At 66.7% G+C, this 21783-nt stretch carries 18 protein-coding genes; 11 read left to right on the forward strand and 7 right to left on the reverse strand.

The genetic code is table 11. The features are described from left to right. Positions 1-11 precede the first annotated feature (11 nt). The 6 genes from LPA45_RS29170 to LPA45_RS29195 form a co-directional block, all read right to left on the reverse strand. Positions 12-1325: an MFS transporter gene (locus tag LPA45_RS29170; protein ID WP_317923377.1), complete on the reverse strand. Its 1314-nt coding sequence runs from the start codon at positions 1323-1325 to the stop codon at positions 12-14. Between the two features lie 187 nt (positions 1326-1512). Then, a complete protein-coding gene (locus tag LPA45_RS29175) occupies positions 1513-2469 on the reverse strand; it encodes a LysR family transcriptional regulator (protein ID WP_317923375.1) in 957 nt (318 codons plus the stop codon). 134 nt (positions 2470-2603) lie between these two features. Then, positions 2604-3986 (reverse strand): MFS transporter, encoded by a 1383-nt coding sequence (locus LPA45_RS29180; protein WP_116319527.1) that lies wholly within the window; start codon positions 3984-3986, stop codon positions 2604-2606. A gap of 32 nt (positions 3987-4018) precedes the next feature. Then, the gene (locus LPA45_RS29185) at positions 4019-5623 is read right to left on the reverse strand and encodes a benzoate-CoA ligase family protein (protein ID WP_116319528.1); all 1605 of its coding nucleotides are present in this window, start codon (positions 5621-5623) and stop codon (positions 4019-4021) included. A 114-nt stretch (positions 5624-5737) separates the two neighbouring features. After that, entirely contained in the window at positions 5738-7285 is a 1548-nt protein-coding gene (locus LPA45_RS29190; RefSeq protein WP_317923373.1) for a 3,4-dehydroadipyl-CoA semialdehyde dehydrogenase, read from the reverse strand. An 8-nt stretch (positions 7286-7293) separates the two neighbouring features. After that, positions 7294-7758: a DUF4863 family protein gene (locus tag LPA45_RS29195; RefSeq protein WP_317923381.1), complete on the reverse strand. Its 465-nt coding sequence runs from the start codon at positions 7756-7758 to the stop codon at positions 7294-7296. A gap of 111 nt (positions 7759-7869) precedes the next feature. Between LPA45_RS29195 and LPA45_RS29200 the strand changes: the two genes are divergently transcribed. From LPA45_RS29200 to boxA, 4 genes are all read left to right on the forward strand, one after another. Beyond that, complete coding sequence (locus LPA45_RS29200; protein ID WP_317923371.1) at positions 7870-8832, forward strand: helix-turn-helix transcriptional regulator; 963 nt, start codon at positions 7870-7872, stop codon at positions 8830-8832. A gap of 227 nt (positions 8833-9059) precedes the next feature. After that, entirely contained in the window at positions 9060-10718 is a 1659-nt protein-coding gene (gene boxC / locus LPA45_RS29205) for a 2,3-epoxybenzoyl-CoA dihydrolase (RefSeq protein ID WP_317923369.1), read from the forward strand. Positions 10719-10784: 66 nt separating this feature from the next. Next, positions 10785-12212 (forward strand): benzoyl-CoA 2,3-epoxidase subunit BoxB, encoded by a 1428-nt coding sequence (gene boxB / locus LPA45_RS29210; protein ID WP_116319532.1) that lies wholly within the window; start codon positions 10785-10787, stop codon positions 12210-12212. Between the two features lie 141 nt (positions 12213-12353). Further along, complete coding sequence (gene boxA / locus LPA45_RS29215) at positions 12354-13634, forward strand: benzoyl-CoA 2,3-epoxidase subunit BoxA (RefSeq protein WP_317923367.1); 1281 nt, start codon at positions 12354-12356, stop codon at positions 13632-13634. Positions 13635-13728: 94 nt separating this feature from the next. Here boxA and paaX read toward each other — a convergent pair whose 3' ends face one another. Then, positions 13729-14652 carry a phenylacetic acid degradation operon negative regulatory protein PaaX gene (gene paaX, locus LPA45_RS29220; RefSeq protein ID WP_317923365.1) on the reverse strand — a complete coding sequence of 308 codons (924 nt, stop codon included), beginning with the start codon at positions 14650-14652 and terminating at the stop codon, positions 13729-13731. Positions 14653-14781: 129 nt separating this feature from the next. On the opposite strand from paaX, the gene paaA reads away from it, so the two are divergent. From paaA to paaK, 7 genes are all read left to right on the forward strand, one after another. Beyond that, positions 14782-15777: a 1,2-phenylacetyl-CoA epoxidase subunit PaaA gene (gene paaA, locus LPA45_RS29225; protein ID WP_116319535.1), complete on the forward strand. Its 996-nt coding sequence runs from the start codon at positions 14782-14784 to the stop codon at positions 15775-15777. A 56-nt stretch (positions 15778-15833) separates the two neighbouring features. Further along, positions 15834-16115: a 1,2-phenylacetyl-CoA epoxidase subunit PaaB gene (gene paaB / locus LPA45_RS29230; RefSeq protein ID WP_116319536.1), complete on the forward strand. Its 282-nt coding sequence runs from the start codon at positions 15834-15836 to the stop codon at positions 16113-16115. A 13-nt stretch (positions 16116-16128) separates the two neighbouring features. After that, entirely contained in the window at positions 16129-16878 is a 750-nt protein-coding gene (gene paaC, locus LPA45_RS29235; protein WP_116319537.1) for a 1,2-phenylacetyl-CoA epoxidase subunit PaaC, read from the forward strand. A gap of 5 nt (positions 16879-16883) precedes the next feature. Further along, complete coding sequence (gene paaD, locus LPA45_RS29240; protein ID WP_116319621.1) at positions 16884-17399, forward strand: 1,2-phenylacetyl-CoA epoxidase subunit PaaD; 516 nt, start codon at positions 16884-16886, stop codon at positions 17397-17399. Between the two features lie 17 nt (positions 17400-17416). Beyond that, positions 17417-18493, forward strand: a complete 1077-nt coding sequence (gene paaE / locus LPA45_RS29245; RefSeq protein ID WP_116319538.1) for a 1,2-phenylacetyl-CoA epoxidase subunit PaaE — start codon at positions 17417-17419, stop codon at positions 18491-18493. Between the two features lie 89 nt (positions 18494-18582). After that, the gene (paaN, locus tag LPA45_RS29250) at positions 18583-20247 is read left to right on the forward strand and encodes a phenylacetic acid degradation protein PaaN (RefSeq protein ID WP_317923361.1); all 1665 of its coding nucleotides are present in this window, start codon (positions 18583-18585) and stop codon (positions 20245-20247) included. Positions 20248-20323: 76 nt separating this feature from the next. Beyond that, entirely contained in the window at positions 20324-21673 is a 1350-nt protein-coding gene (gene paaK, locus LPA45_RS29255) for a phenylacetate--CoA ligase PaaK (protein ID WP_317923360.1), read from the forward strand. Positions 21674-21783 lie beyond the last annotated feature (110 nt).

Here is a 21783-nt window from a genome sequence, read left to right on the forward strand (position 1 = left end):
AAGGAGAGGGTTCATTGACGCGGCGCGCGCACGGGGCGCACCAGCAGCACCAGCGCGGCGCCAGCGACCAGCCAGCCGGCCAGCATGTAGAGGCCGGCATCGGTGCTGTGGGTGGCGTCATGGATCAGGCCGACGAGGAAAGGCGCACTGAAGCCGGACAGGTTGCCGAACGAATTGATCAGCGCGATGCCGGCCGCGGCGCTGGCACCTCCCAGCAGCATGGTGGGCAGGGCCCAGAACACCGGCAGCGTAGCCATGATGCCCATGGTCGCCAGCGTCAGGCCCGCCATCGCCAGCCATTGGTTGCCGTGCATCGCCACGCTCAGCACCAGGCCCGCGGCGCCGGTCAGCGCGGCCAGCGCCGCGTGCCAGCGCTGCTCCAGGTGGCGGTCGGCGCTGGCTGCAACCCAATACATCGCCACCACGCCGAACGCCCACGGCACCGCGCTGAGCAGGCCGATCTGCAGCGGGTCGGCCACGCCCATGCCGCGGATGATGCTGGGAAGCCAGAAGCTCACGCCATACAGGCCGGAGACAAAAGCGAAGTACACCAGTGCCAGCGCCCACACCCGCGGGCTGGCCAGCACGGAGCGGATGCCGCTGTCGGCCTTGTGCGACTGTTCCGCCGCCATGTCGCGTGCGATCACGTCGCGCTCGTGCGGCGCCAGCCAGCGCGCCGCGGCGGGGCGGTCGTCCAGGTACTTCAGCACCAGCAGGCCGACCAGCACGGTAGGCAGCCCTTGCAGCAGGAACATCCACTGCCACCCCACCATGCCGGCGATGCCGCCCATGTACTTGAGGATCCAGCCCGACAGCGGGCCGCCGAGGATGCCCGACACCGGGATCGCCGCGATAAACATCGACGTCACGCGGCTGCGCCGCTGCGCCGGGAACCAGTAGGTCAGGTACAGGATGATGCCGGGAAAGAAGCCAGCCTCGGCCGCGCCCAGCAGGAAGCGCAGCACGTAGAAGGAAACGGGCGACTTCACCAGCATCATCGCCGCCGACAGCAGGCCCCACGTGATCATGATGCGCGCGATCCAGCGGCGCGCGCCGTAGCGATGCAGCACCAGGTTGCTCGGGACCTCGAACAGGAAGTAGCCGACAAAGAAGATGCCGGCGCCCAATCCGTACACGGTTTCGGTCAGTTGCAGGTCGGCCTGCATCTGCAGCTTGGCGAAGCCGACATTGACGCGGTCCAGGTAGGCGACGATATAGCAAAGGAACAGCAGTGGGACTAGGCGCCAGGCGACTTTCCGGTAGACGGAATCGCCGGCGGCTTCCAGGGGGCCGGCCACGGCGGGCGCGGTGGTGGGGATGGTCATGCAGGTCTCCGTATCTGTTCTTATGGCGGGTGCTGATCGCGCGCCGTCTCGATGGCGCGGGGCTATCGTCGCCTCGATCGGACCAAAAGAAAAATATGGATTGGAGAACTGGCCATCTGCTAGCGAGATGGCAGCAGCGGCGCGGCAGGGCGCCACAAGGGGACCTGGAAGACTGGTAAGCGGCGGATCAGTCCCGCGTGCCGTCGGCGCGCACGGCCCGCGCGCCACGCCAGCCGCCCTGGTCGCACAACTGCCGCACCACATTGCCGACCAGCGTGCGCACCGCGCGCTTGGCATGGGTCTGCGGCAGGTCGCGCGACAGGCAGGTGCCCAGCGTGCGCCGCATGCCGTTGCACACGATCGGATGCGCGACCAGGTCGCCGGCGTCGACCTCCTGCGCCACCAGCGCCAGCGGCAGGATGGTCGGGGCGATGCCAGCCTGCACCGCGCGCTTCAGGGTATGGACCGAGTTGATTTCGGCGGCCAGCGACGGCATGGCGACGCCTTGCTCGCTGAAGACCTGTTCGATGATGGCGCGCAGGCAGTGGTTATGCTGCGACGCCGACAGGATCAGCGGCTGCGCGGCGATCGCCTGCAGCGTGATGCCGGCCTCCGGCGCCGGACCCGGGTAGGCCGCGCCGCGGATCCAGTAGAAGTCCTCGTCGGCCATGGGCTCGAAATCGAAATCGGCCAGCGGGACATTGGAGGTGAACACGGTCAGGTCGATGCGGCCCTGCCTGAGCTGGTCCAGCAGGTTTCCGGTCAGCTCCTCGTTCAGGTGCAGCGACACCTGCGGCAGCTGCGCGCGCGCGGCCTGCAGCAGCGGCAGCGCCAGCGCGGCCGAGGCGCTCTGCGGCACGCCCAGGATCACCGAGCCGACGATCGATTCCGGCGCGCGCACTGCGGTGCGCGCGTCTTCCAGCTGCTTGAGAATGCCTTGGGCATATTCGTAGAAGACCTTGCCCGATTCGGTCACTTGCACGCCGCCGCGCCCGCGCACCAGCAACTGCACGCCCAGTTCCTGCTCCAGGTCGCTGATCTGCTTGCTCAGCGCCGACTGGGCGACGAACAGGCTTTGCGCCGCGCGCGACACGCTGCCGGCATCGACGATGCCGACAAAGTACTTGAGCTGTCTGAGTTCCATGTTCGCCTCTCGTGTTCGCCTCATGTGGGGCGGCACGCTGCCGTGCGCGGCGGCGATGATAGCAGCCAACGGGGGCCGGAAATATCCCGGCTTTCCCGGTGGCAGGGAACCCAAAGGTGCGGCGCGCGCGCCGCTCAGGCCTTGCTCGCGGCGGGGGCCGGTGTTGCCACCTTCACCTCGGCCGGGGTCTCCGCCTGTGCCGAGGCCGACCGGCGGTGGTTGATCAGCGACACCGCCAGCACCGCGATCACCGCCGGAATCGCTATCGCCATGAAGTTCTGCTGCAGCGGCAGCGACATCCCCACCAGCACGCCGATCACGATTGGCGCCAGGATCGCGCCGCTGCGCCCCACGCCCGAGGCCCAGCCGATGCCGGTGCCGCGCACCGCCATCGGGTAGAACTGGCCGGCATAGGCATAGGTGACGATTTGCGTGCCGATGGTCGAGGCACCGGCCAGGCCCACTACCACGAACAGCGCGGCGGTCGGCATCGGGTAGCCCAGCAGCGTGATCGAGATCGCGGCCAGCGTGTACATGCCGATCAGCACATGCTTGATCGGCAGCCGGTCGGCCAGCCAGCCACCGCCGACGGCGCCGATCATCGCGCCGAAGTTCAGCACCAGCACGAAGGTCAGCGCCGAGCCGAGGCTGTAGCCGGCACCGGCCATCAGCTTGGTCAGCCACGAGCTGAGCGCGTACACCATGAACAGGCACATGAAGAACGCTACCCAGAACATTGCCGTGCTGAAGCCGCGGCCATCCTGGAACAGGCGGCGGATCGGTGCGCTGCCGGCCGCCTGGTCGGCCCGCTCGTCGGCGGGCAGGGTGAAGACGTCGCCGGCCTGCGGGCGGTGCGACGGCACCAGCCGCGATACCACGGCCTGCAGCATGGCGGTCTGCCTGGTGCGGATCAGGTATGGCATCGATTCCGGCAGCGAGCGCAGCACCAGCGGGATCAGCAGCACCGGCAGCCCGGCGGCCAGGAACACCGACTGCCAGCCATAGCTCTCGATCAGGCCCTTGCCCAGCAGCGCGGCGAGCATGCCACCGACCGAATAGCCGCTGAACATCAGCGTCACCAGCGTGCCGCGCAGCTTGCGCGGCGAGTACTCGGTCATCTGCGCCACCACGTTTGGCATGACGCCACCAATCCCCAGCCCCGCCAGGAAGCGCGTGATGCTGAACGTGACCGGATCGCTGGCAAAGCCGGCAGCAGCCGTGAACACGCTGAACAGGCCGATGCAGATGGCGATGGCGCGCCGGCGGCCGATACGGTCGGCGATGGTGCCGAGGAAGATCGCACCGAACATCATGCCGAACAGCGCCGAGCTGACCATGAAGCCGGCACTGGTGGCGGTGACGCCCATCTCCTTCATGATCGACGGCAGGGCGATGCCCGCGACGGCCAGGTCATAGCCGTCGAAGATGATGATCAGCGCGCACCAGAACAGGATCTGCGCATGGAAGCGGTTGAAGCGGGCCTCGTCGGCCAGCTGGTGGACATCGATCTGACGCATGGTTGTCTCCGGTATGGTGGGATGGCGCGTGCTTACGCCACTGCAATGGCGCGCTCTGCGGCGGCCTTCAGCTCGCGCTCGCGCAGCACGAAGCGCTGGATCTTGCCCGTGGCGGTCTTGGGCAGCGTGTCGACGAACTCGATCGCACGCGGGTACTTGTAGGCGGCCAGCCGCTCCTTGACGAAGGCCTTCAGCTCGGCGTCGCCCAGTTGCGCACCCGCCTTCAGCACCACGAAGGCCTTGGTCTTGACCAGGCCTTCGTGGTCGGGCACGCCGACCACCGCGGCCTCCAGCACCGCGGGGTGCTGCACCAGCGTGGCCTCGACCTCGAATGGCGAGACGTAGATGCCGCTGACCTTGAGCATGTCATCGCTGCGCCCGGCGTAGCTGTAGGTGCCGTCCGGGTTGCGCACATACTTGTCGCCGCTCTTGGTCCAGCCGCCGCGGAAGGTCTCGCGCGATTTCTCGAGGTTGGCCCAGTACAACATCGCGGCGCTGGGGCCCTGGATATACAGGTCGCCGATCTCGCCGTCGGGCACGGGCTGACCGGACTCGTCGCGCAGCTCGATGGTGTAGCCCGGCACCGGCCAGCCGGTGGTGCCGTAGCGCACCTGGCCGGGGCGGTTGGACAGGAAGATATGCAGCATCTCGGTGGAGCCGATGCCGTCGATGATCTCGCAGCCGAAATGCGCGGTGAAGCGATGGCCGATCTCGGCGGGCAATGCTTCGCCGGCCGACGAGCACAGCCGCAATGCCACGTCGGCACGCCCCGGCAGTGAAGGACTGGCGAGCATGCCGGCGTACCCCGTGGGCGCGCCGAAGAATACCGTGGGTTTGTGCTCCAGCCAGCGGCAGAACGTGGCCTCGGGCGTGGGCCGCTCTGCCATCAGCACCACCGTCGCGCCAACGCTCAGCGGGAAGCTCAGGCCATTGCCGAGACCGTAGGCGAAATACAGCTTGGCCGCGGAGAAGCAGATGTCGTCCTCGCGCAGGCCCAGCACCGGGCCCGCGTACAGTTCGGCGGTCCAGTATGGGTTGCGGTGGCTGTGCACCACGCCCTTGGGCTGTCCGGTCGATCCGGACGAGTAGAGCCAGAAGCCGGGATCGTCGCAACGGGTGGCGGCGGGTGCCGGCAGCGGCGTTTGCGCAGCGAGCACCGTGTCGAGGGACACCATGCCTTCAGGCAGGCTGGCTTGCGCGCGCGATACGAACACCTTGCCGACTTCATGCCCGGGCTGCGCCAGCGCTTCCTGCAGCACCGGCAGCAGCGCCGCCGACACCAGCACCGCCTGCGCGCGGCTGTGCTGCAGCATATAGACGTAGTCGTCGGCGGTCAGCAGCGTATTGACCGCCACCGGCACGATGCCGGCGTACATCGCGCCGAGGAAGCTGACCGGCCAGTCGGTGCAGTCGTGCATCAGCAGCAGCACGCGTTCCTCGCGGCGCACGCCGGCGCTGAGCAGCGCGGCGGCCACGCGCCGCGCCTGCAGTGCCAGCTCGCCGTAGGTCAGCCGGCCATCGTCATCGATATATGCGGTCTTGTCCGGGCGCCCGTCATTGCACGCCAGCAGGTACGCGGCAAAGTTGAAGGACGCGCCCGGCGGTTGCACCGGGACGTCTGCGGTGGTGGCGGTCATGCTTGTCTCCCCGTTACTGGTGTACGGTGTGCTGCGCGCCGCCATGCGAGGGCGGCGCGGTGAAGGAGCGGTGAAGGAGCGGTGAAGGCGCTGTGAAGGCGTGTGGACCGGCCCTCAGGCCAGCGTGCCGAGTACCTCGGTGCTGGCCTGGATCGCGCTGCGCCGATGGTAGAAATGCAGCGCGCGCAGGCCGCCCAGCTCCTCGCCGCCGCCGGCACGGCCCGGGCCGCCATGCAGCGATTGCGGCATCACGTTGCCGTGGCCGGTGTGCAGCTGCGCGACATCGGGAGAGATCACATGCACGCGGCCGTGGCTGTCGGCCAGTTCAACCGCGGCGGCGCCGAGCGCGGCGGCATCGCTGGCGTAGAGCGAAGCCACCAGCGAACCCTGGCCACGGCGTACCAGCGCGAGCGCATGCGGGGTATCGCGATAGGGCAGCAGCGTGGCGACCGGGCCAAAAACTTCGGTGTCATGCACTGCCGCCGCCGCATCGGCATCGGTGACGCCGAGCAGCGTCGGCCCGACGCAGCAGGCCACGGCCGGATCGGCATCGACCAGCGGCTGCCGCGTGCCGTCATGCAGCACCTGCGCGTGCTGGCGCAGCGCCGCCAGCCCTTCGGTCAGTGCATCGAACTGCGCGCGGCTGACCAGCGCGCCCATGCGCACCGAGTCGTTGCGCGGATTACCGACGACGACCTTTGCCAGCCGCGCGCCAATGGCTTCGGCGGCTTGCCCGTAGAGCGCCTCGGGCACGAACACGCGACGGATCGCGGTGCATTTCTGCCCGGACTTGACCGTCATCTCGCGCACCACTTCCTTCACCAGCAGGTCGAACGCGGCGGTGTCCGGCCCCGCCTGCGGCAACAGCACCGCGCTGTTGATGCTGTCCGCCTCGATATTCACGCGCACCGAGCGTTGCGAAATCGCCGGATGCGAACGGATCACCGCAGCGGTATCGGCCGAGCCGGTGAACGACACCACGTCGAAGGGCTGCAACTGGTCGAGCAAACCTGCCGAGCTGCCGCAGATCACCGACAGCGCGCCCGCCGGCAGCACACCGGCCTCAACCACGTCGCGCACCATGCGCTGCGTCAGCCAGGCAGTGGCGGTAGCGGGTTTGACGATCACGGGCACACCGGCCAGCAGCGCCGGGGCGGCCTTCTCCCACAGGCCCCAGCTCGGGAAGTTGAAGGCATTGATAAACAGCGCGACACCGCGCGTTGGCACCAGCACGTGCTGCGACTGGAACAGCGGATCCTTGCCCAGCCGCGCGGCCTCGCCGTCGAGCAGGTATTGGCGATCGCCAAGCGTATCGCCCAGCTTCGCATATGTGCCCAGCGTGAAGATTCCGCCATCGATGTCGACGGCGGAATCGTTCTTCACGGTGCCGCTGTTCGCGGTGGCAATCTCGTAATAGGAATCGCGGTTGGCCTGCAGCACCTTGACGATGTCAGCCAGCAGCGCGGCACGCTGGCGGTAGGTCAGCGCGCGCAGCGCGGCGCCGCCCAGTTCGCGCGCGAAGGCAAAGCCGGCGGCAAGGTCCAGGCCGGTGGCATCCACCCGCACCAGCTCGTCGCCCAGCACGGGATCAATCAGCGGCGTGCCCGCGCCGGTGCCGGCCTGCCATTTGCCGCCAAGGCAGTTGGAAAGCAGTTCGGTCATGGCAGTCCTCAGCGGGTGAAGTCGATGCGGCCTTCCGGCAGCAGGTAGAGCACCAGCGCGCGGCCGTTGCTGACAGTGGGGCGGTGCGCGCTGCCCGGCGGACACACCAGCCACCCAGCCGGCCGGCCATCAAACTGCGCGTCGCCGTCGAGGGGCATGATCAGGTCGATCTCGCCGTTGGGATGCGTATGGTGCGGACCGGCAATGTCCTGCATGTCCACCACGTCGACCGAAAAGCCGTTCAGGTCGTCGGCGGGTTTGAAGATGCGGCCATAGCGGATGCCGCCGCCTTCGCGGTCGCACAGCCAGCCTTCGGCCATGCCGGCCTGGCAGCTTGCCTTCAGCTGTTGGTAGGTGGCGCTACCGGCGCCATGCTCCGCATTGAGCCAGGCGTCCAGTCCGGCATCGAGCGGCCGGCCGGCAAGTTGCGCGGTAAGTTGCGCAATCTGCTCGCGGAATTGCGTTGGGGACAGCGTTGAGGAGAGGTTGAGGGACATCCAGGGGGCTCCGTCTGATTCAGCCATTGCTATCGAAGGCGTCATGCATTATTGTGCATGTATGAAAAATAGGACCACCGAGAAATCATGTCAAGCACTATATTGCATGAATCTGGGTTAACCCGGGATGGCCGCCTGCAAAATGATTCAGGCGTAGCCGCTGCCAGCGGCGCGGAAAAGAACCCCTTCCTGGTGGCGCTGGGCGAGCGCGTGCGCGACCTGCGCGCGCGCCGTGGCCTGACCCGCAAGGCCGCGGCGCAGGCCGCCGGGGTGTCGGAGCGGCACCTTGCCAATCTGGAATACGGCAGCGGCAACGCGTCGATCCTGGTGCTGCAGCACATTGCCGATGCGCTGCAGTGTTCGCTGGCCGGGCTGCTGGGCGACGTGACCACGTCCTCGCCAGAGTGGATCCTGCTGCGCGAATTGCTGGAGCACCGCGACGAGGCCACGCTGCGGCGCGTACGCATCGCCGTGGGCGAGATGCTCGGTACCGGCGGCGAGAATGCCGTGCAGGCGGCGCGCAGCCCGCGCGTGGCGCTGATCGGCCTGCGCGGCGCCGGCAAGACCACGCTGGGCGGCATGCTGGCGGAGGACCTGGATTTCCCGTTCGTCGAACTAAGCCGTGAGATCGAGAAGTTCGCCGGCTGCAGCATTGCCGAGATCCAGGGGCTGTACGGCATGAACGCCTACCGCCGCTACGAGCGCCGGGCGGTGGAAGAGGCCATCCAGATCTATCCAGAAGCCGTCATCGCCACGCCTGGCGGCCTGGTGTCAGACCCTGCCACCTTCAACTTGCTGCTGGCCCACTGCACCACGGTCTGGCTGCAGGCCGACGCTGAAGACCATATGGAGCGGGTCCGCGCGCAGGGCGACTTCCGTCCGATGGCGGCCAGCAAGGAAGCGATGGAAGACCTGCGCCATATCCTGGCCGGCCGCGCGGCGTTCTATTCGAAGGCGGAGTTCTCGCTGGATACCAGCGCGCAACCGCTGGAGCCAACTTTCGCGGCGTTGCGCGAGCTGGTGCGCACGGCGCTGGAAATGCCGGGCTGACTTCGCATTGGATGGTGGGATTCCGCTGGCGGCGACACTTCGGTGCCGCCGTTCTTGTTTGCGGGATGGCGCCAGCGACACCGCCAGGGCGGGTAGGTGGCGCGACCGTCATACTCGCAAAAATCTGCACAATAGTTCTTGCAAGAAATCCGGTTGATGAATTATATTTCTTCTCAACAGATTCCTGCTCATGCACTATGGTGCAGTTCCACCGAGGAGACACCGCCGTGACCACCGCCCCCCGCGTCGAATACCAGACCACCCCCGCCCAGTACAAGCACCTGAAGCTGAAGTTCGAAGGCCCTGTCGCCACGCTGGCGGTAGATATCGATGAGAACGCGGGCCTGCGCCCGGGCTACAAGCTCAAGCTGAACAGCTACGACCTCGGCGTCGATATCGAGCTGAACGATGCGCTCAACCGCATCCGCTTCGAGCACCCGGAAGTGCGTACCGTGGTCGTCACCAGCGGCAAGGACAAGGTCTTCTGTTCGGGCGCCAACATCTTCATGCTTGGCGTCAGCAGCCACGCGTGGAAGGTCAACTTCTGCAAGTTCACCAACGAGACCCGCAACGGCATCGAGGACTCGTCGCAGCACAGCGGCCTGAAGTTCCTGGCCGCGGTCAACGGTGCCTGCGCCGGCGGCGGCTATGAACTGGCGCTGGCCTGCGACGAAATCCTGCTGGTGGATGACCGCTCGTCGGCCGTCAGCCTGCCCGAAGTGCCGCTGCTGGGCGTGCTGCCGGGCACTGGCGGCCTGACCCGCGTGACCGACAAGCGCCACGTGCGCCATGACCTGGCCGATATCTTCTGCACCACCACCGAGGGCGTGCGCGGCCAGCGCGCCAAGGACTGGCGCCTGGTCGACGATATCGCCAAGCCGGCCGTGTTCGCGCAGAAGGTGCAGGAGCGCGCGCTGGCGCTGGCCGCGCAGAGCGACCGTCCGGCCGATGCGCAGGGCGTGGCGCTCGCGCCGATCGAGCGCGCCACCGACGCCGATGCGCTGCGCTATACGCATGTGACCGTGGAAATTGACCGCGCCGGCCGCACCGCTACCTTCACGGTGAAGGCGCCGACGGGCACGCAGCCGCGGCACATCGATGACATCGTGCAAGCCGGCGCCAACTGGTACCCGCTGCAACTGGCGCGCGAACTGGAAGACGCAATCCTGTCGATGCGCACCAACGAGCTGGATATCGGCACCTGGCTGATCAAGACTGCCGGCAACGCCGCCGCGGTGCTGGCCACCGACGCCACGCTGCTGGCGCACAAGGACCATTGGCTGGTGCGCGAGACCATCGGCCTGCTGCGCCGCACGCTGAGCCGCCTGGATGTGTCGTCGCGCAGCCTGTTCGCGCTGATCGAGCCGGATTCCTGCTTTGCCGGCACCTTCCTGGAACTGGCGCTGGCCTGCGACCGCAGCTACCACCTGGCGCTGCCCGACGACGAGGCGCGCGCGCCGAAGATCACTGTCGCGGAAGTCAACTTCGGCCTGTACCCGATGGCCACCGGCCAGAGCCGGCTGGGACGGCGCTTCTACGACGAGCAGCCCGCACTGGATGCCGTGCGCGCCAGGGCCGGCCAGCCGCTCGATGCCGATGCCGCCTGGGCGCTGGGCCTGGTCACCGCCAACCCCGACGATATCGACTGGACCGACGAAGTGCGCATCGCGCTGGAAGAACGCGTGGCGATGTCGCCCGACGCGCTCACCGGCATGGAAGCCAACCTGCGCTTCAACGGCCAGGAGAACATGTTCACCCGCATCTTCGGCCGCCTGACCGCGTGGCAGAACTGGATCTTCCAGCGCCCCAACGCCGTCGGGGACAAGGGTGCGCTCAAGGTCTATGGCAAGGGCGACAAGGCCGCCTTCGACTGGAACCGCGTCTGATCCCGCACTCACCTCGTACGAACGACAACCGAACCGTCCCAAATCGCCCGCAGAACGGAGACCAGCATGTCCGGCATCAACTACAGCGACAAGATCCCCAACAACGTCAACCTGAGCGAAGACCGCACCCTGCAGCGCGCGCTCGAGCAGTGGCAGCCCAACTACCTGAGCTGGTGGAACGACATGGGCCCGGAAGGTTCGCACAGCCATGACATCTACCTGCGCACCGCGATCAGCGTCGATCCGCAGGGCTGGGCCCACTTCGGCCACGTCAAGATGCCGGACTACCGCTGGGGCATTTTCCTGAACCCGGCCGAGGCCAACCGCAAGATCCATTTCGGCGACCACAAGGGCGAGGACGCGTGGCAGGACGTGCCGGGCGAGTACCGCGCCAACCTGCGCCGCATCATCGTCACGCAGGGCGATACCGAGCCGGCATCGGTCGAGCAGCAGCGCCACCTGGGCCTGACCGCGCCCAGCATGTACGACCTGCGCAACCTGTTCCAGGTCAACGTGGAAGAGGGCCGCCACCTGTGGGCGATGGTCTACCTGCTGCACAAGTACTTCGGCCGCGATGGCCGTGAAGAGGGCGAAGCGCTGCTGGAGCGCCGCAGCGGCCAGGAGGACAACCCGCGCATCCTGCAGGCGTTCAACGAGCAGACGCCTGACTGGCTGTCGTTCTTCATGTTCACCTACTTCACCGACCGCGACGGCAAGTTCCAGCTGTGCGCGCTCGCGGAAAGCGCCTTCGACCCGCTGGCACGCACCACCCGGTTCATGCTGACCGAGGAGGCGCACCATATGTTCGTGGGCGAGTCCGGCGTGTCGCGCGTGATCCAGCGCACCTGCCAGGTGATGAACGAACTGAAGACCGACGATCCCGCCAGGCTGCGCGCGGCCGGCGTGATCGACCTGCCGACCCTGCAGCGCTACCTGAACTTCCACTACAGCGTCACCATCGACCTGTTCGGCGCCGATGAGTCGAGCAACGCCGCTACCTTCTACAGCACCGGCCTCAAGGGCCGCTACGAAGAAGGCAAGCGCATGGACGACCACGTGCTCAAGGGCCAGACCTACCGCATCCTGCAGGCGCAGAACGGCCAGCTGACGGAGAAGGAAGTGCCGATGCTCAACGCGCTCAACGAAGTGCTGCGCGACGACTACATCAAGGACAGCATGGGCGGCGTCGAGCGCTGGAACAAGGTCATCGAGAAGGCCGGCATCCCGTTCCGCCTGAAGGTGCCGCACAAGGCCTTCCACCGCAATATCGGCGCGCTCGCAGGCGTGAAAGTGTCGCCGGATGGCCGCGTGGTCTCCGACGCCGAATGGCGCGACTTCCGCGACCAGTGGCTGCCCACCGAAGGCGACCGCGCCTTTGTCGCCAGCCTGATGGGCCGCGTGGTCGAGCCGGGCAAGTTCGCCAACTGGATCGCGCCGCCGGTCATGGGCATCAACCGCCAGCCGGTGGATTTCGAGTACGTGCGCTTTAACTGAGCCACGGTCTGACAATCGCTCCCTGTTTGCTCCCCTCTCCCGCTTGCGGGAGAGGGGCCGGGGAGAGGGCAGGCGCCTCGATCGAGTGCGGCCGCATCAACGACCCTTACCCCGAGCGCCACTCATCCTGCGGAGACCGCCATGGACATGGCAGAAATTCAAGTCATCAAGCAGCACCTGATCGATCCCGAGATCTGCATCCGCTGCAACACCTGCGAAGCCACCTGCCCGGTGGGCGCGATCACGCACGATTCGCGCAACTACGTGGTCGATGCCGACAAGTGCAACCTGTGCATGGCCTGCATTTCCCCGTGTCCGACCGGCTCGATCGACAACTGGCGCGACATGCCGAAGCTGCGCGTCTACAGCATCGAAGAGCAGCTGACCTGGGACACGCTGCCCGCAGAGCTCTCGCCCGAGCAGCTGGCCGACCTGGCACCCGGCGCCGGGACGCAGGCCGCGGCGCCGGAGATTCCCGCCACGTCGCCGCTTGCCGGCACCGGCGAAGATGCCTTTAACAGCGCGCGCTACGGCGCCACCGTACCGCCGTGGTCCGCCGCCCATGCCTACACCAATGTCTATGGCGCCAAGTCCGCGCACAAGACCATTACCGCCACGGTGACCGGCAATGTGCGCGTGACCGATGTCGGCCGTGAATACGACACGCACCACATCGTGCTGGACTTCGGCGCGACGCCGTTCCCGGTGCTTGAGGGCCAGTCGATTGGCATCGTGCCGCCGGGCACCGACGCCAGCGGCCGGCCGCACCACGCGCGCCAGTACTCCATCGCCAGCGCGCGCAACGGCGAGCGGCCGGGCTACAACAACCTGTCGCTGACCATCAAGCGCGTGCTGCAGGACCACCACGGCAATCCCGTGCGCGGCGTCGGATCGAACTACATGTGCGACCTGAAGGTGGGCGAAAAGGTGGAAGTGATCGGACCGTTCGGCGCCAGCTTCCTGATGCCCAACCACCCGCGCTCGAATATCGTGATGATCTGCACGGGCACCGGCAGCGCGCCGATGCGGGCGATGACGGAATGGCGTCGCCGCTTGCGCAAGGCCGGCAGGTTCGATGGCGGCAAGCTGATGCTGTTCTTTGGCGCGCGCAGCAAGGAAGAGTTGCCGTACTTCGGGCCGCTGCAGAACTTGCCCAAGGATTTCATCGACATCAACCTGGCGTTCTCGCGCACGCCGGGGAGCCCCAAGCGCTATGTGCAGGACCTGATGCGCGAGCGCGCGGCGGATCTCGCGGCGCTGCTGGCTTCACCGGATACGTACTTCTATGTCTGCGGGCTGAAGAGCATGGAGGAGGGCGTGGTGCTGGCGCTGCGGGACGTGGCGCAGCAGGCGGGATTGCATTGGGAATCGCTCGCTGAAGGGCTGAGGCGGGACGGGCGGCTGCATCTGGAGACGTACTGAAGCGGAGGCCTGCGCTAGTACCACCACCCCTCGCAAACGCGCCCCTCTCCCGCGCGCGGGAGAGGGGAGCAAACCGCGGGGCTGCGTGGGGGTGTCAGGCGTGCTTGAACCGCCTGCGCAATTTATTCGACGCATCGGCCAGCCCTCCATCCGCCACCTCCACCACCCCATGCAGGTACTTCTCGCTCGCCTCTAATAACGCCCCATATATCCCGCTGCACATTCCCCGCGCCGTCCGCCCCGGCCAGTCCTGCGGCAGCAGCGCCTCCGGCAGGTTGGGATCGCGCAGCAGCACGCGCCGGTATTCATGCACCAGCAGCGTCCGCACGAAGAAGGCATCCACTGGCGCCAACTCCGCCGCTTCATCGGCCAGCGGTGAAAAGCGTCTCAACAAGGCCTGCCACGCGTCGGCCACGTCGCCCAGCTTGAACGTCTGGTGCATCAGCGCCTGCAGCGGCCGCAGCGAGAACGCCTCCAGGCTGCTCGCCTCCATCACCGCCACATAGTCCTGCGCACGCGCTGACTGGATGATCTCGCGCAGCGACCCAAGGTCCGCATTGGGATGCGCCATCACCCCCGGCGCGATCGCGCCAAAGCCCTCCCACAGCAATTCCCGCTTCAGCTTCTGCCGCACAGTGGCGCGAACGTCACCGCGCACCATCACCAGCGTCCAGCGGCCATCCCACTCCTGCGCTTCGCCCGCATAGATGCGCTTGCCGGCGTGCAACACGCGTTGCAGGCCGGCTTCCGACAGTCCGTAGTAGCTGCGCCGCCCGATCCTGGTGGCGGCCAGCCAGTCGTCTGCAGTCAGGCGGAAAGTGGCCGTGCGCACCAGCCGGTCATTGATGCCGAATGGCGCCGCGAGGCGGATCAGGCTCCCCAGCCACACCGCCTGCGGCCGCGGCGCCACCAGGTCGCCGTACAGCGTCACCAGCAGGGAGTTGGCGCCCAGCTTGAGGCCGCGCGCCAGCCGGGCGATGCGCGGGGAGGGCTGTTCTGCGTCAGGGGAGGTCGCCATCGCGGGTCCTGAAAGTGATACACATTCGTCGATTGCTTGAATCAAATTGTATCACTACCATGCATTGCAACTGACGCAATTGACGCAAATCAAGACCCCGAGCGGGACCCCTACAAAAGCGGAGCAGGCATGTACGCACAGCTGGTGGAGACGGGAGCAACAAGGCTCCGCGCGATGGAAGAGATGGACCCGCAGGAACGCGCGTTCCAGGCACGTGTGGACGAAGGGATCAAGATCGAGGCCAAGGACTGGATGCCCGAGGCTTACCGCAAGACCCTGGTCCGCCAGATCTCGCAGCACGCGCATTCTGAAATCGTCGGCCAGCTGCCGGAAGGAAACTGGGTTACCCGTGCGCCCACGCTGGAGCGCAAGGCCGTGCTGCTGGCCAAGATCCAGGACGAAGCCGGCCACGGCCTCTATCTGTACAGCGCGGCGGAAACGCTGGGCGTGTCGCGCGACCAGATGCTGGGCGATCTGCATTCGGGCAAGGCCAAGTATTCCAGCATCTTCAATTACCCCACGCTGTCCTGGGCCGATATCGGCATGATCGGCTGGCTGGTCGATGGCTCGGCCATCATCAACCAGGTGCCGCTGTGTCGCTGCTCGTACGGCCCGTATGCGCGCGCCATGGTGCGCGTGTGCAAGGAAGAGTCGTTCCACCAGCGCCAGGGCTACGACATCCTGCTGAAGCTGTGCAACGGCACGCCCGAGCAGAAGCAGATGGCGCAGGACGCGCTCAATCGCTGGTGGTGGCCCGCGCTGATGATGTTCGGCCCGTCCGACGGCGATTCGCCCAACAGCGCGCAATCGATGCAATGGCGCATCAAGCTGTTCTCCAACGACGAGCTGCGCCAGAAGATGGTCGACCAGACCGTGCCGCAGGCCGAATACCTCGGCCTGACCATTCCCGATCCCGAATTGAAGTGGAACGCGGAACGCGGCCACCATGACTTCGGCGAGATCGACTGGTCCGAGTTCTACAACGTGATCCAGGGCAACGGCCCGTGCAACCGCGACCGCCTGCGCACCCGCGTCAAGGCCTGGGACGACGGCGCATGGTTCCGCGACGCGCTGGTGGCCCACGCCCAAAAGCAGGCCCCGCAGGCGCAGCAAGCCGCAGCCTGATCCCCGCGGCGCAGCGCGCCGCCCCTACATCGATTCGCTTTACACAGGAGGTTGCCATGAAAGAGTGGCCGCTTTGGGAGATCTTTATCCGCAGCCAGCACGGCCTGGCCCACAAGCACGTGGGCAGCCTGCACGCGCCGGACGGCGAAATGGCGATCAACAACGCCCGCGACGTCTACACGCGCCGCAATGAAGGCGTCAGCGTCTGGGTGGTGAAGGCCGGCGACGTGATGGCCAGCAGCCCCGGCGACAAGGGCCCGCTGTTCGAACCCGCCAACAGCAAGGTCTACCGCCACCCGACGTTCTTCCCGATGCCGGAAGCGGTCAAGCACATCTGATACGGCCCGGACCATGGACAACAAGCTCGAATTTTTGCTGCGCCTTGGCGATTCCACGCTGGTGCTTGGCCAGCGCCTGTCGGAATGGTGCGGCCATGGCCCCGCGCTGGAAGAGGACATCGCGCTGACCAACGTCGCGCTCGACCTGGTCGGCCAGACCCGCCTGTGGCTGGGCTATGCCGCCGAAGTGGAGGGCGCCGGCCGCACCGCCGACCAGCTCGCCTACCTGCGCGACGCGCACCAGTTCCGCAACCTGCTGCTGGTGGAGCAGCCCAACGGCAGCTATGCCGATACGCTGGCGCGCCAGTTCCTGTTCGATACGTGGCACTACTTCCAGCTCGAAGCGCTGCAGCGTTCGACCGATGCGCGCATCGCAGAGATCGCCGCCAAGTCGCTCAAGGAAGTCACCTACCACGTGCGCCGCAGCGCCGACCTGGTGGTGCGCCTGGGCGATGGCACCGAGGAAAGCCATCGCCGCATGCAGGATGCCTTCGACGACCTGTGGATGTTCACCGGCGAATTGTTCGAGGCCGATGCGGCCGAGGCCGCACTGGTGCGCGAAGGCGTGATCCCCGATCCTGCGAAGCTGGCTGAGCCATGGCAGCGCCATGTCGGCGAGGTCCTGGAAGAAGCCAGGCTGCGCATGCCCGCCGGCCAGTGGGCGCAGAGCGGCGGCCGCCACGGCCGTCATACCGAACACCTCGGCTACCTCCTGGCCGAAATGCAGTTCCTGCAGCGCGCCTATCCCGGCGCGCAGTGGTGAGCATCATGACCGCGCAAGCGCTGTCACGCCCCGCACTCGAACAGGTCTGGTCGTGGCTCGATACCGTTCCCGATCCTGAAATTCCGGTGATTTCCGTGGTCGATCTCGGCATCGTGCGCGACGTGGCCTGGCTGGATGGCACCTGTGTCGTCACCATCACGCCGACCTATTCCGGCTGCCCGGCCATGACGATGATCCGTACCGGCATCGAAAATGCGCTGGCCGCACGCGGCGTGAACAACGTGCGCGTGCAGACCCGTCTGGCGCCAGCCTGGACGACCGACTGGATGACGCCGCGCGGCAAGGCCAGCCTGAGCGGCTACGGCATTGCGCCTCCGGCGCAGCAGGTGATCGACATCAGCGGCATCAGCCGGAAGGCATCGCCTGCTCTGGTGGTGGCCTGCCCGCACTGCGGCTCGCGCCATACGCGGCTGGTCAGCCAGTTCGGGTCGACCGCGTGCAAGGCGCTGTACCGCTGCGGCGACTGCAAAGAGCCGTTCGACTACTTCAAGGCTCACTGAGAAGGAAAGGTGGGGAGATGAGCAAATTCCATGAACTGACGGTGGCCTCGGTCACGCGCGAAACCCGCGACGCGGTGGCCGTGACCTTCACCGTCCCGGACGAACTGTCCGACACCTACCGCTACGTGCAGGGCCAGCACCTGACGCTGCGCACCGGCATCGATGGCGAGGACGTGCGCCGCTCGTATTCGATCTGCTCGGCGGTGCAGGACGAACAGCTGCGCGTGGCGATCAAGCGCGTCGACGGCGGGCTGTTCTCCAACTGGGCCAACGAGCAGCTGCAGCCCGGCATGAAACTGGAAGTGATGGCGCCGTCGGGCCATTTCCACGTGCCGCTGTCCGCCACGCATGCGAAGCACTACGTCGCGTTCGCCGCCGGCAGCGGCATCACGCCGATGCTGTCGATCATCAAGACCACGTTGCAGGCGGAGCCGGACAGCCGCTTCACGCTGTTCTACGGCAACCGCGCGTCGTCGTCGGTGCTGTTCAAGGAAGAGCTGGAAGACCTGAAGGACACCTACCTGCAGCGCTTCAACCTGGTGTTCGTGCTTAGCCGCGAGCAGCTCGACATCGACCTGTTCAACGGCCGCATCGACGGCGACAAGGTCAACGCGCTGCTCAAGCACTGGGTCAAGCCGCAGGATATCGACGTTGCCTTTATCTGCGGCCCGCACTCGATGATGGAAGAAGTCTCGCAGGCGCTGCTCGACAACGGCGTCGACAAGACCCGCATCAAGCGCGAGCTGTTTGCCACCAGCATCCCGTCGGCGCGGCCCGCCGCGCATGCGCACAAGCAGGTCGGCCAGCAGCAGTGCGAAGTGACCGTGATCCAGGACGGCCGCACCCGTTCCTTCACGCTGGAAAAGAACAAGGAAACCGTGCTCGACGCCGCGCTGGCGCAGGGCATCGAGCTGCCGTACTCGTGCAAGGGCGGGGTCTGCTCGACCTGCCGCTGCAAGCGAATCGAAGGCGAGGTCGACATGGACGTCAATTTCGCGCTGGAAGACTACGAAGTCGCGCGCGGCTTCATCCTCAGCTGCCAGAGCTACGCCGTCAGCGACAAGCTGGTGATCGACTTCGACCAGGAAACCTGAAGCACCTGAAGCGCTTTCTGCCATCGTTTCCTGCCATCGTTTCCTGCCATCCCCAATACCCAGATTCAATTTCGCCCCCGGAGCAAGCCGTGTCCCATCCGTTTTTCGAACGCCACCAGGCGCTGCTGGAACAAGCCACCCAAGCCATCGCCACGCGCGGCTACTGGAGCCCGTTCACTGAAATGCCGAGCCCCAGGGTCTATGGCGAAACCGCCAACACCGACGGCAAGGCCGCCTTCGAAGCCCGCCTGAACCAGCCCTTCGCGCTGTCGCAGCCGGGCACCGTCGGCCAGGCCGGCAAGGAAGTCTCGCCTTACGGCCCGGAGCTGGGCGTCACCTACCCCAGGCCCGACCTTGACCAGCTCTTTGCCGGCGTTGCCAGGGGCATGCCTGCCTGGCGCAAGGCAGGCCCGGAAGCGTGGGTCGGTGTATCGCTGGAGATCCTGCAGCGCCTGAACCGCCGCAGCTTCGAGATCGCCTACGCCGTCATGCACACCACCGGCCAGGCCTTCATGATGGCCTTCCAGGCGGGCGGCCCGCACGCACAGGACCGTGGCCTGGAAGCCGTGGCCTATGCCTGGGACGAACTGCGCCGCATCCCGAAGCAAGCCACGTGGGAAAAGCCGCAAGGCAAGAACGAACCGCTGCGCATGGAAAAGCGCTACAGCGTGGTGCCGCGCGGCGTGGGCCTGGTGATCGGCTGCTGCACCTTCCCGACCTGGAACGGCTATCCCGGCCTGTTCGCCAGCCTGGCGACCGGCAATGCGGTGGTGGTCAAGCCGCACCCGGGCGCGATCCTGCCGCTGGCGATCACCGTCGAGGTGGCACGCGAAGTGCTGGAAGAAGCCGGCTTCGACCCGAATATCGTCACGCTGGTGGCCAACGACCCGAGCGAACGCATGGCGTCGAAGCTGGCGCTGCGCCCGGAAGTGCGCCTGATCGACTTCACCGGCAGCACCGCCAACGGCGACTGGCTGGAGCGCAACGCGCACCAGGCGCAGGTGTACACCGAGAAGGCTGGCGTCAACCAGATCGTCATTGACTCGACCGCCGACTTCAAGGGCATGGTGCGCAATATCGCCTTCTCGCTGTCGCTGTACTCGGGCCAGATGTGCACGGCGCCGCAGAACATCTACGTGCCGAAGGACGGCATCGATACGCCGGAAGGGCGCGTCGGCTTCGACCAGGTTGCCGCGGCGATCGGCGAGGCGGTCGGCAAGCTGACCGCGGATCCGGCCAAGGCGGTGGAACTGATCGGCGCGATCCAGAACGAGGGTGTGGTGGAACGGATCGAAGCGTCGCGCGCGCTGGGCGAAATCGTTGCCGACAGCCGCGTGCTGGAGCATCCGGAGTTTCCGGGCGCGCGCATCCGCACGCCGCTGGTGCTGAAGGTCGATGCCAAGGACGAAGCGAAGATCATGCAGGAACTGTTCGGCCCGATCTCCTTTGTCGTGGCGACCGACAGCACCGCGCACAGCATTGAACTGGCGCACCGCGGCGCGAAGGAGCACGGCGCGCTGACGCTATCGGCCTACACCACCGATGCTGGCGTGACTGAAAGCATCCGCGATGCCGCGGAAGACGCCGGCGTGGCGCTGTCGCTCAACCTGACCGGCGGCGTGTTCGTCAACCAGTCGGCCGCGTTCAGCGATTTCCACGCCACGGGTGCCAACCCCGCCGCGAACGCTTCGCTGTCGGACGCCGCCTTCGTCGCCAACCGCTTCCGCGTGGTCCAGAGCCGCTCGCATATCTGATCTGATCACAAGGCTTGCAGTACCCCGGCGCCGGCCCCCTCGCACGCGGCGCCATCATAACGAGATGGAGTAGACAATGGTGCAACGCATCCCTAACCCCAATGAGCTGGAGCCGATCGAGCGCGCCAGCCGCGACGAACTGCAGGCGCTGCAGCTGCAACGGCTCAAATGGAGCGTGCGCCATGCCTATGACAACGTGCCGCATTACCGCGAGGCGTTCCAGGCAGCGGGGGTGCATCCGGACGACCTGAAGTCGCTGTCGGACCTGTCGAAATTCCCGTTCCTGACCAAGCAGGACCTGCGCGACAACTACCCCTTCGGCATGTTCGCGGTGCCACGCGAGCAGGTGGCCCGCGTGCATGCGTCGAGCGGCACCACCGGCAAGCCGACCGTGGTCGGCTATACCGCGAAGGATATCGATACCTGGGCGAGCGTGGTGGCGCGGTCGATCCGCGCCGCCGGGGGCCGCGCCGGGGACCTGGTCCATGTCAGCTATGGCTATGGCCTGTTCACCGGCGGGCTGGGCGCGCACTACGGCGCCGAGAAGGCGGGCTGCACGGTGATCCCCATGTCGGGCGGACAGACCGAGAAACAGGTACAGCTGATCCGCGAGTTCCAGCCCAACATCATCATGGTGACGCCGTCGTACATGCTGAACCTGATCGAGGAGATGGAGCGCCAGGGCATGGACCCATCCGAAAGCTCGCTGAAGGTCGGCATCTTCGGCGCGGAGCCGTGGACCGACGCGATGCGCGCGGAGATCGAGGCGCGTGCTGGCATCGACGCGGTGGACATCTACGGCCTGTCCGAGGTGATGGGGCCGGGCGTGGCGTGCGAATGCATCGAGAGCAAGGATGGCCCGGTGATCTGGGAAGACCATTTCTACGCCGAGATCATCGACCCGGTGACCGGCGAGGTGTTGCCGGACGGCTCCGAGGGCGAGCTGGTGTTCACCTCCCTGACCAAGGAAGCGCTGCCGGTGATCCGCTACCGCACGCGCGACCTGACACGCCTGCTGCCGCCGACTTCGCGGTCGATGCGGCGGATCGGCAAGATCACCGGGCGCTCGGACGACATGCTGATTATCCGAGGCGTCAACGTGTTCCCGTCGCAGATCGAAGAACTGATCCTGAAGGCGCCGGCGCTGGCGCCGCAGTACCAGCTGGTGGTGACGCGCGACGGGCACCTGGACAAGCTGGAGGTGCGGGTCGAGGCGCGGCCGGAGCGGTCCGCGTCGCTGTCGGCGGACGACCGGGCGGCGCTGGAGCGTGACCTGAAAGACCAGATCAAGACCTATGTCGGCGTGACCACGCGCGTGCAGGTGGTGGCGGCCGACGGGATCGAGCGCACCACGGTTGGCAAGGCACGGCGCGTGGTGGATATGCGGCCCAAGGTCACGCACGAACAGCCGGTCGGCGCGATCTGAAACGCTAGTTTCCACCACCACCCTCAGCATAGGCTCCCCTCTCCCGCGCGGGAGAGGGGAGCAAACCGTCGGCATATCGACACCTCATCCACGAACCCGACCGATGGCAG

Origin of the sequence: Cupriavidus sp. Agwp_2 (assembly GCF_040784895.1) — a bacterium.
Lineage (GTDB): Bacteria > Pseudomonadota > Gammaproteobacteria > Burkholderiales > Burkholderiaceae > Cupriavidus.

Coding starts and splice junctions, on each gene's coding strand:
- LPA45_RS29170 (WP_317923377.1), bottom strand. CDS start 1,325: ATGACCATCCCCACCACCGCGCCCGCCGTGGCCGGCCCCCTGGAAGCC.
- LPA45_RS29175 (WP_317923375.1), bottom strand. CDS start 2,469: ATGGAACTCAGACAGCTCAAGTACTTTGTCGGCATCGTCGATGCCGGC.
- LPA45_RS29180 (WP_116319527.1), bottom strand. CDS start 3,986: ATGCGTCAGATCGATGTCCACCAGCTGGCCGACGAGGCCCGCTTCAAC.
- LPA45_RS29185 (WP_116319528.1), bottom strand. CDS start 5,623: ATGACCGCCACCACCGCAGACGTCCCGGTGCAACCGCCGGGCGCGTCC.
- LPA45_RS29190 (WP_317923373.1), bottom strand. CDS start 7,285: ATGACCGAACTGCTTTCCAACTGCCTTGGCGGCAAATGGCAGGCCGGC.
- LPA45_RS29200 (WP_317923371.1), top strand. CDS start 7,870: ATGTCAAGCACTATATTGCATGAATCTGGGTTAACCCGGGATGGCCGC.
- boxB (WP_116319532.1), top strand. CDS start 10,785: ATGTCCGGCATCAACTACAGCGACAAGATCCCCAACAACGTCAACCTG.
- boxA (WP_317923367.1), top strand. CDS start 12,354: ATGGACATGGCAGAAATTCAAGTCATCAAGCAGCACCTGATCGATCCC.
- paaX (WP_317923365.1), bottom strand. CDS start 14,652: ATGGCGACCTCCCCTGACGCAGAACAGCCCTCCCCGCGCATCGCCCGG.
- paaA (WP_116319535.1), top strand. CDS start 14,782: ATGTACGCACAGCTGGTGGAGACGGGAGCAACAAGGCTCCGCGCGATG.
- paaB (WP_116319536.1), top strand. CDS start 15,834: ATGAAAGAGTGGCCGCTTTGGGAGATCTTTATCCGCAGCCAGCACGGC.
- paaC (WP_116319537.1), top strand. CDS start 16,129: ATGGACAACAAGCTCGAATTTTTGCTGCGCCTTGGCGATTCCACGCTG.
- paaD (WP_116319621.1), top strand. CDS start 16,884: ATGACCGCGCAAGCGCTGTCACGCCCCGCACTCGAACAGGTCTGGTCG.
- paaE (WP_116319538.1), top strand. CDS start 17,417: ATGAGCAAATTCCATGAACTGACGGTGGCCTCGGTCACGCGCGAAACC.
- paaK (WP_317923360.1), top strand. CDS start 20,324: ATGGTGCAACGCATCCCTAACCCCAATGAGCTGGAGCCGATCGAGCGC.